The sequence below is a fragment of the Paraburkholderia sp. SECH4 genome (genome assembly GCF_030511745.1).
Classification (GTDB): Bacteria; Pseudomonadota; Gammaproteobacteria; order Burkholderiales; family Burkholderiaceae; genus Paraburkholderia; species Paraburkholderia madseniana.
This window is the reverse complement of the sequence record NZ_JALOCP010000024.1, coordinates 129,188-138,757: the sequence shown is the minus strand read 5'-3', so window position 1 is coordinate 138,757 and position 9,570 is coordinate 129,188. Positions and strand designations below refer to the sequence as shown.

Below are 9,570 nucleotides of genomic sequence, written 5' to 3'. Positions count from 1 at the left end.
TAGACCACTAACAATGCAAGGAAAGGCACGAAAGCCAGAACAAGGAAAGGCCAAAACCCCAGGCACACAGACAAACAAGCGCCGCGCAGGCAAAACAAAAAAACCGCCACGAAGGTAAAAAACCTCAGCCAGATGCGCTAACCTACCTCTCCCGGCGAAGCCGCCCAAACAGGCTCAAAAAAAATGCCATCCCCGAAACCCGGCAAAATCCGAATCGGCATAGGCGGCTGGACCTACGCCCCTTGGCGAGGCACGTTTTACCCGTCGGATCTGACACAAAGCCGCGAGCTCCAACACGCGAGCCAAAATCTCACATCGATAGAAATCAACGGCACCTTCTACGGCTTGCAAAAACCGGCAAGCTACGAAAAGTGGTATCAGGAAACCCCCGAAGATTTCGTCTTCTCGCTCAAAGCCCCCCGCTACGCAACAAACCGAAAAGTCCTGGCGGACGCCAACGAAACCATCGAACGCTTCTTCGCCAGCGGCGTGCTACTGCTAAAACAGAAGCTAGGCCCGATCAACTGGCAATTCGCCACTACCAAAAAGTTCGACCCGGAAGACTTCGAGGCCTTCCTGAAACTGCTGCCCGCCAGCATCGAAGGCCAAAAACTAAGGCACGCCATCGAAGTCCGTAACGACACCTTCAAGACCCCCGAATTCATCGCGCTAGCCAGAAAGTACAAAGTCGCCATCGTGCTGGCAGCCGACAGCGACTACCCGCAAATCGCCGACATCACCGCGCCATTCGTCTACGCCCGCATCATGGGTACCAGCGACAAGGAAGCCAAAGGCTATTCGACCAAGGCCCTCGACGCCTGGGTCGAACGCGCCCGCCAACTCGCTGCGGGCACGACACCGGACGACCTCGAAACATCCGCCGCGGCCCCCGCAAAAACCACGGCGCGCGACGTCTACCTCTACGTCATCAGCGGCTTCAAGGAACGCAATCCGGCCGCCGCCATGGCGCTGATCAAACGCCTCGAATGACGGTCATCCGGCCCGCACGCGCGAGTGTCATAATCCCGGCAGCGAATCAACGCACCGACACTCACCCGCTCAGGCGGTGAGGCCACCCCAACATCCAAGGTCCGGGAGACTATTTTGAGCGCCATCGACAATCCTTTGCACGATCAGGAAGTCGGCTCGGCCGACGCCACCCAGGACACCACGCGCATCGACGACGTTCGCATCGGTGCAGTACGTCCGCTGATTTCCCCTGCCCTGCTGCAGGACGAATTGCCTGTGCCGCCGTCGGTGCAGACGCTCGTCGAGAAAACCCGCGCGGAAATCGCCGATATTCTGCACGGCCGTGACGACCGGCTCGTGATGATCGTCGGCCCGTGTTCGATTCACGACCACGACCAGGCCATCGAATACGCCCGAAAGCTCAAGGTCGCGGCGCAGACCTACAAGGACGATCTGCTGATCGTCATGCGGGTGTACTTCGAGAAGCCGCGCACAACGGTAGGCTGGAAAGGCTATATCAACGACCCGCGTCTCGATGGCAGCTTCCGTATCAACGAGGGCTTACGTCTCGCACGGCAACTGCTGCTCGACATCAACGGTCTCGGCTTGCCCACGGCCACCGAATTTCTCGACTTGCTCAGCCCGCAATACATCGCGGATCTGGTCGCGTGGGGTGCGATCGGCGCGCGCACGACGGAGAGCCAGAGTCATCGGCAGCTTGCGTCGGGACTGAGCTGCCCGATCGGCTTCAAGAACGGCACGGATGGTGGCGTGCAGATCGCCGCGGACGCGATCGTTGCGGCGCACGCAAGCCATGCGTTCATGGGTATGACCAAGATGGGTATGGCCGCGATCTTCGAGACGCGTGGCAATGACGACGCGCACGTGATCTTGCGCGGTGGCAAGAAAGGTCCGAATTACGACAGCGCGTCCGTCGACGCAACTTGCGCAGTGCTCAAATCGGCAGGCCTGCGCGAGCAGGTCATGATCGACTGTTCACATGCGAACTCAGGCAAATCGCATTTGCGTCAACTGGAGGTGGTGGAGGATCTGGCGCAGCAACTCTCGCAGCGCGAGCGCCGCATTCTCGGCGTCATGCTCGAAAGTCATCTGGAAGAAGGTCGTCAGGATCTGAAGACCGGTGTGCCGCTGCGTTACGGCGTATCGATTACGGACGCCTGCGTGAGCTGGGCGCAAACCGAACCGGCGCTCGAGACGCTGGCCGAAGCGACCCGGAAACGACGCGCGGGCTGAATCCGCCGACGCGGCCTGCACGATCTCGCGCATCCAGTAACCGTCCGATGACCATCACGATGAGCATCAATAAAGGCTGGAACGCGAGCGTGCACGACGCAAACCTGAAGCAAACAACAGCAACATAAGCACCACACGCGCCGCACCAACCACCGATATAACACCCTCACCGGTGTTGGGCAGCGCGTGTTTCCTCACGCCCGATGCATCGGGCACCGCGCACTAAAACAGCGCGCGTGGATGCTCCAGCGCGAGGCGCGTTGCATTACGACGCGTTGACGGCTTCCTTGAATGCCTTGCCGGCGGTGAACTTCACCGTCTTGGCTGCGGCGATCTGGATCTCTGCACCGGTCGACGGATTGCGACCCACGCGTGCTGCGCGCGCGCCGGTCGAGAAAGAGCCGAAACCGACCAGTTGCACCGTATCGCCACCCACCACGGCTTTGGTCACCGCTTCGACGATAGCGTCGATGGTTTGGCCGGTGGCCGCTTTGCTTTCGCCCGTCGCTGCGGCGACTGCATCAATCAGTTCCTGTTTGTTCATAGCACTTCCCGTATGGTAATCATGGAACCGGCGCCACATCTGTTGCGCCGGGACCGACACACTAACGCATAGGCGCGTATTCGCGCAAACCTTGGATGTAAGCCTTGTATCGCCCGCCCAGCGGCAATTTGACGTTTTTTTGTCCCAAAGTGCTATAAGAATCGCGCGCTTACGCATTTCTCCCGCTTTACGGCTCTCCGCGGCGTATCACAATCCGTTGCAATTTCAGTGATTTAGCGGCGGCAAATCGGCTGCCACCATGGTTTTTTACGATGTTATGGGGGATCGCAAAGATTCGCGATTCAGCACCGCGCCACGCTCAGCAATAAAAATCCGGGAAGAATAAAACAATGAAAATTCGCCATATTGCAACATGCCTGGCGCTCGCCGCCTGGTCTTGTGCGACCGCGGCAGCCGGCGATTTCGCCTGCGTGATGCGGGTCGGCGCGGCGCTGTAGCGCGAAAAATCACGCAAGACTCGCCAGCGGAACAGCCTGCGCCGCTGAAAAACAAGGACGTCATACAACATCTCTACGCCGCGAACCGGCGGACCTCGCGCAGGCTGACGCGGCACAAATGACTCATCGCCGACGATCTCCCAGGGCGTATTTACCGCTCGTTCAACACGCATGTTTTTTTCCACTGAGAATTCTCTCAAGGTCTCACCGACGTTGCCGATATACAAAGCTGCGTGTGCAGCGCAAACGTTACAAGGACGGGCATGGTTCGGTTAGCCAGATTGAGGGAAGCGCTATCGGTCGCGGAAGGCGACCCGGAACTCGTGCGCTCGCAACTCCAGGCATTCGGCCACCAGATACCGCTGCTTTATTTCATCCTGATCGTCAACACGATGGCGGTGGCCGTCACGCATCTGGGATCGGCGCCGGCCTGGTTGTCCATCTACTTCCCCGCGGCGCTCTGCGTGCTGTGCATCATCCGTTGCGTGCGCTGGTGGCGCGTCCGGCACCGGGTTCTGACGCACGACAAGGCCGTGCCCGAACTACGCAAGCTGATCTGGCTCGCGGGCATCTTCGCCGTCGCCTTCAGCACCTGGTCGCTCCTGCTGTTTCCGTACGGCTCCGCCTATGAGCAGGCCCAGGTCGCGTTTTATATGGCGACGACCCTGGTCGGCTGCGTGTTCTGCCTGATGCATCTGCGGGCGGCCGCCCTGCTTCTGCTATCGATCGTCATCCTGATCTTTTCGACGTTCATGGTCTCCACGCGCTCTCCTGTCTTCATCGCGATGGCCATCGACATGACGCTGGTCGGCGTCGCACTCGCCTTCATCATCGAGCTGTATTACCGGACGTTTGCCGGCGTGGTGCACGCGCAGCGCGAATTGCAGGTGAGCCAGCAGAAAACGCAAAAACTCAGCGACGACAACTTCAGGCTCGCGAGCATCGACAGCCTGACCGACCTGCCCAACCGGCGCAGTTTCTTCGCCTCGCTGCGCGCGCTATCGGAACAGACGCCCGCCGCCGGTGGCGGCTTCAATGTCGGCTTGATCGATCTCGACGGCTTCAAACAGGTCAACGATATCTACGGACATGCAAGCGGCGACCTCGTGCTGCAGGAAGTCGGCGTGCGCTTGCTGGCGCTCGCGGAACCGGGCATCTTCTTCGCGCGCCTGGGCGGCGACGAATTCGGCGTGCTGGCCCAACACAAACTGCCGAACGAGACGCTCGTCGAGTTGGGGGAGCGCATCTGCGAAGCGCTCAGCCAGCCGTATCGGGTGGCCGGCAATGTCGCCGAACTGACCGGAACGATCGGCTGGGCCGCGTTTCCTGAAGCGGGTACGACAGTCCAGCAGGTTTTCGAACGCGCCGACGCCGCCTTGTACGTCGGCAAGGAAAGCCGTCGCGGCACACCGGTGATTTTCTCGACGGAACATGAGACGCGGATCCGGCGCTCGAGTCTCGTCGCCCAGGAACTCCGTCATGCGGACCTGGAGTCCGAACTGTTCCTCGAGTTTCAACCGATCTACGATGTGCTCACCCAACGCACCATCGGCATGGAGGCGCTCGGGCGATGGCACAACGCGCGGCTAGGCGCAGTGAGGCCAGAGGAATTCATTCGGATTGCCGAGCGTACCGACCTGATTCTGCGCGTCACTGAGGTGCTGCTGCGCAAAGCGCTCGATGAAGCATCGCGCTGGCCATCCGATCTCTATCTGTCGTTCAATCTCTCCGCGATCGATATTTCGACTTCGCCGCGCGCTCGCCGCCTGGTCGATATCGTGCTGGGCAGCGGCGTGCCCGCGCATCACGTCAACTTCGAGATCACGGAAACCGCGGTCACGCGCGATTTCGAGCAGGCCCACTGCTCGCTGACGATGATCAAGCAAGCCGGCTGCCGTGTCTCGCTCGACGATTTCGGCACCGGTTATTCGAGCCTTAGCTACGTGCATCGCCTGCCCTTCGATACGATCAAGATCGACCGCAGCTTCATGACCGACGTGGACTCCAATAGCGCGTCGAAGAAGATCGTCAAGTCGGTGCTCGATCTGTGCAGAAACCTCGGACTTGAATGCATCGTGGAAGGACTCGAGACGTCGTCGCAAGCCGACGTCGTCAAGGCGCTGGGCGCTCGCGCGCTGCAGGGCTATCTGTTCGGCAGGCCGATGCGGGCAAGCGCCGTCCCGGCCTATTTGCAGACCATGCTCGGGCAGGGTCACGTCGTCGAGACGTAGATGCTCTCATCCCCTGTCTCGTGCGAACCAGCACGACAGGCGCACCGCACACGGGCATGAAACCGCACGACTAACGCGCCGCAGTGTCGTATTCCAACTCCGGATACCAGTCGCTGCCGCGGCCGCCGGGCGTCATGTCGAGCACCGTCCAGATCGGCATCACATCGGGTGCACCGCGCGGATCCTGACCCGGGTCCGCCGTCGACGGCCCCATCTCCTCGGCCCAGAAATGCCGCACCGTACCGCCTGAACGCGTGAACACGTTGAAGGCGGGATTGTCGCCGCCATCCGGAACTTCAGCGGCGTAGTCGCGGTTGAAGGTGTTGCCGCCCGACGAATACAGCCGCAGGTGCCGCCAGCCGCGCTCTTTCTTGAAGGCCACCAGCTTGTCGATCGGCGAGCGGCCGATCACCGCAAAGGCCACGCGTTGCAATATGTCGGGCATTTCGCCGTCGTAAGCGCTCAGGAGCGAAGTGCACATCGAACAGGGGCGCTCGCGCTGCGGGCCGAACATCCAGTTGTAGGTGACGAGGGTGTCATGCGCGCCGAACATTTCCGACAGCGTCACCGGACCCGCTTCGCCCTCGAAGCGATAGTCCTGCGGCACGATACCGCCGGGCGGCAGCGCGCGGCGCTGTGCGGCCACGCGTTCGATATGACGGCGCAACTCGATTTCCTCAGCCAGCAGGTCGTTGCGCGCTCTGCGATATTCGGCGCTCTCGCCCGGAAACCGGGCGGGCGATTCGGCCAGCAGCCGGGCCGGTTTCAACGCTTGTGCAGATGGGTCTACGTCATTCATCAGCCACCTCCTGTTGCGGTAACAAGGATTAAGGGCGCGATAGCCACGGCACGGGATGACGCGACGCAGCCGCGAGCGCATCTTTTGCCCTTATATAGCCACGACGAACAGCGTGGCGGCGAATCGACAACGTAAGCGAAATATTTTGCTGGCCCGTCGCGGCGACAATCGAAACCTCATTGCAAGGTATCCTTTCCCGAAACAGCATGCGCGCGCCGGCGCATTTTTGCACCGTCACGGCGCCCGCCGCTCCGCCTTTGAGGATGCCCCATGCCGCTTCGTCTGCCACCCCTGCCCGCGCTTCGTTTTTTCGAAGCGGCCGGCAGGCATCAGAGTTTCAAGCTCGCCGCCGCGGAACTGAACGTCACGCCGAGCGCGATTAGCCACGGTATCGTCGGCCTCGAACAATCACTCGGCGTCGAACTGTTCGTACGCGAGCCGCGTGGAATTTCGCTGACGACGGCAGGCGCCGACTATCTGTCGTACGTATCCGAAGCGTTTTCGCTGATCGCGATCGGCACGCAACGCCTGCCGAACCACCGCGCGAATCGCCCGATCGCGCTGAGTTGCGCGCCCACACTCGCCTCGCGCTGGCTGTTGCCGCGCCTCGCCGCCTTTCGTGCGCGCTGGCCGGATGCGAACGTCACCGTCGATACCTCGCACCGTCAGGTCGGCTTTCCCGTCGACGGTTTCGATTTCGCCATTCGCCTGAGCCGCGCTCCGGTTGCGGGGACCGCGTGGACGCGTCTGTTCGGCGAACGCCTCGTGCCGGTGTGCAGCCCGGCGTACGTGAATAACCTGCGCGACGCGCATGGCAACATCGATCTGAGTCACGCGACGTTCATTCACGTGAACTCGGCGAGCGAGGACTGGCAGGCGTGGTTCGACGGGGTCGCCATCGATGGGACCGCCATCGATGGTATCGACCTGAACGACGGGTTGCGCGTCGACACGATCCAGCTCGCTTTCGAAGCCGCGAGCATCGGCCTCGGCGTCGCGCTCGGCAGACGGCCGCTAGTCGACCGCGATCTCGCGAGCGGCGCACTCGTCGAGGTCAGTCCACAAACAATCGCCTCCTCCACGGCGTATTGGCTCGTGAGCGCACAAAACACGGATAGCGCGGAAAATCGCCCGGAACTGTCCGACTTCAAACGGTGGCTGCTCAGCGAGGCTGAACCGTTCGCCAATCCATCCGATGCTGCCAACGCGGAATCGCGCGGCGTCAACCACTAAACCCTGCACGCCCTCTATCTGGTCAGGTGAGCCACACTCACCCGTCGTCAAAATCTTTTCTTTTGCCGCTTCTGACGCTCGCTGCGACCATGGTGTCCAAGGAGATCAGATCCATGTCCACGACAAATAGCAAACGCCTCGCCATCCCGTTGAGTCAGACGACGCTCGTGATCATCGCCGGCGCACTGATTCTGAGCGCCGCCATGGGCATCCGGCAGACCTTCGGCCTCTTCATCGGGCCGTTCTCGTTCGACCGCGGAATGCCCGTCACGCTGATCGCTTTCGCCATCGCGCTGCACAACCTGGTATGGGGTTTCGCGCAACCGTTCGCAGGCGCTGCCGCGGACCGCTATGGCTCGGCGCCGGTGGTCGCGTTCGGCGCGACGACGTTTGCCGCGGGCCTGGGCATCGCGGCGGTCGCGCCGTCGGGCCCGCTGCTGATTGTCGGTATGGGTTTGCTGGTCGGCATCGGAGTGAGTTGCACGACGTTCGGCGTGGTGTTGCCGGCAGTCAGCCGCATCGCTTCCCCAGAAAAACGCAGCATGGCGATGGGTCTCGTCAGCGCAGGCGGCTCGGCAGGACAGGTGCTGATGATCCCGCTCGTGCAGAGCATTCGACTCAGCTCGGGTATCGCCACCTCGCTCTTCGTGCTGGCCTTCCTGATGCTGCTGATCGCGCCGCTCGGCATGGTGCTCGACCGGCGCGCGAGTGTCGGCATGCAGGTTCAGGAGCCGCCCGCTGCGCCTCTTCGCAAGGTATTCGCTCAGGCGATCCAGCATCGGGGATATCGACTGCTGACGCTCGGCTTCTTCACCTGTGGATTTCAGCTCGCGTTCATCGCCACCCATCTGCCTGAGTATCTGACGCTCTGCCATATGCCGGTTGGGCTGGGTGCCACCGCGCTCGCGCTGATCGGCCTGTTCAACATGGCGGGCAGTTGGGGATGCGGCTGGCTGGGCGGCCGGTTCCGACAGCACCATGTACTCGGCTGGCTTTACCTCATTCGAAGCGTGACGATCGGCGCCTTCTTTCTGCTGCCGAAGACCTCCGCTTCGGTCGTGATCTTCGCGGCGGTGATGGGGCTAACCTGGCTCGGGACCGTGCCGCTGACGAGCGGACTCGTGGCGAAAGTGTTCGGCACGCGGCACCTCGGCAGCCTCTTTGGCGTCTGCTTTCTGAGCCACCAGATCGGCTCGTTTCTCGGCGCATGGCTAGGCGGCCTGGTGTTCGATCTGACCGGGTCGTATTCGCTGCTGTGGGAAGCCACGGTCGTTTCCGGACTCATCGCCGCGATGCTGCACTTCCCGATCGACGACAAGGCCGTCAGCACGCCCGCAATCCGGTCAGAGCCGGCGGCTGCGTGAGGGTTCGGGTGCGAGCAAGCGTGAGCACGTATCCGCACACACCGCGAGTCCGCTACTCGCTGCCCCGATGCTATTTTCGCGGCGCGTCCGCCGCCGCTTTCGGCACACGCCCCATCAGATAGAACTCGTCGTTCGGGCGCATTGAAATGACGTTGGCCATCCGGTTCGACAAACCGAAAAATGCGGTGATGGCCGCGATATCCCACACGTCTTCATCCGAAAAGCCGTGCTTACGTAGCGTCTGAAAATCGGCATCGTCGACCGTGCCGGATTCACGGCAAACCTTCAGCGCAAAGTCGAGCATCGCCTTCTGGCGCTCCGTGATATCCGCCTTGCGATGGTTGACTGCCACCTGATCCGCAAGCAACGGCGCCTTTTCGTAAATGCGCAGAATCGCCCCGTGCGCGACCACGCAATACAGGCACTGATTCACCGCGCTCGTCGCGACGACGATCATCTCGCGCTCGCCTTTGGTGAGGCCACCCTCTTTCAGCATCAACGCGTCGTGGTACGCAAAAAACGCGCGGAATTCATCCGGCCTGTGCGCCAGCGTCAGGAATACGTTCGGAACAAAACCGGCTTTCTCCTGCACTTCGAGGATGCGGGCGCGGATGTCGTCCGGCCACGCGTCAGGCTCAGGCACGGGATAGCGGCTGATCGGCTGAAGGTTTGCCATGTTGTGTCTCCGTTGTATCTGTATGTGCACGACGATTGTAGC

General features: G+C 61.6%; 9 protein-coding genes. 5 read left to right on the top strand and 4 right to left on the bottom strand.

What is annotated here, in order from left to right:
- The first annotated feature begins 183 nt into the window (after positions 1-183).
- Together M0D67_RS27850 and M0D67_RS27845 are read left to right on the top strand one after the other, a co-directional pair.
- Entirely contained in the window at positions 184-990 is an 807-nt protein-coding gene (locus tag M0D67_RS27850) for a DUF72 domain-containing protein (protein ID WP_266240523.1), read from the top strand.
- Positions 991-1,104: 114 nt separating this feature from the next.
- Positions 1,105-2,223 (top strand): 3-deoxy-7-phosphoheptulonate synthase, encoded by a 1,119-nt coding sequence (locus tag M0D67_RS27845; RefSeq protein WP_301717698.1) that lies wholly within the window; start codon positions 1,105-1,107, stop codon positions 2,221-2,223.
- 265 nt (positions 2,224-2,488) lie between these two features.
- Here the strand turns inward: M0D67_RS27845 and M0D67_RS27840 are convergent, their stop codons facing one another.
- Positions 2,489-2,767 carry an HU family DNA-binding protein gene (locus tag M0D67_RS27840; protein WP_006049832.1) on the bottom strand — a complete coding sequence of 93 codons (279 nt, stop codon included), beginning with the start codon at positions 2,765-2,767 and terminating at the stop codon, positions 2,489-2,491.
- 319 nt (positions 2,768-3,086) lie between these two features.
- On the bottom strand, positions 3,087-3,452 hold the full coding sequence (locus tag M0D67_RS27835; protein WP_266240522.1) for a hypothetical protein: 366 nt from the start codon (positions 3,450-3,452) through the stop codon (positions 3,087-3,089).
- 36 nt (positions 3,453-3,488) lie between these two features.
- Here M0D67_RS27835 and M0D67_RS27830 point away from each other — a divergent pair, with 36 nt between their 5' ends.
- Positions 3,489-5,456, top strand: a complete 1,968-nt coding sequence (locus M0D67_RS27830; protein ID WP_266240521.1) for a bifunctional diguanylate cyclase/phosphodiesterase — start codon at positions 3,489-3,491, stop codon at positions 5,454-5,456.
- Positions 5,457-5,526: 70 nt separating this feature from the next.
- On the opposite strand, the gene M0D67_RS27825 is transcribed toward M0D67_RS27830, so the two are convergent.
- Complete coding sequence (locus tag M0D67_RS27825; protein WP_266240520.1) at positions 5,527-6,255, bottom strand: DUF899 family protein; 729 nt, start codon at positions 6,253-6,255, stop codon at positions 5,527-5,529.
- 270 nt (positions 6,256-6,525) lie between these two features.
- Here M0D67_RS27825 and M0D67_RS27820 point away from each other — a divergent pair, with 270 nt between their 5' ends.
- Positions 6,526-7,488: a LysR substrate-binding domain-containing protein gene (locus tag M0D67_RS27820; protein ID WP_266240519.1), complete on the top strand. Its 963-nt coding sequence runs from the start codon at positions 6,526-6,528 to the stop codon at positions 7,486-7,488.
- Positions 7,489-7,601: 113 nt separating this feature from the next.
- Entirely contained in the window at positions 7,602-8,852 is a 1,251-nt protein-coding gene (locus M0D67_RS27815; RefSeq protein WP_266240518.1) for an MFS transporter, read from the top strand.
- Between the two features lie 70 nt (positions 8,853-8,922).
- Here the strand turns inward: M0D67_RS27815 and M0D67_RS27810 are convergent, their stop codons facing one another.
- Complete coding sequence (locus M0D67_RS27810) at positions 8,923-9,528, bottom strand: peroxidase-related enzyme (RefSeq protein WP_266240517.1); 606 nt, start codon at positions 9,526-9,528, stop codon at positions 8,923-8,925.
- Positions 9,529-9,570: the final 42 nt, after the last annotated feature.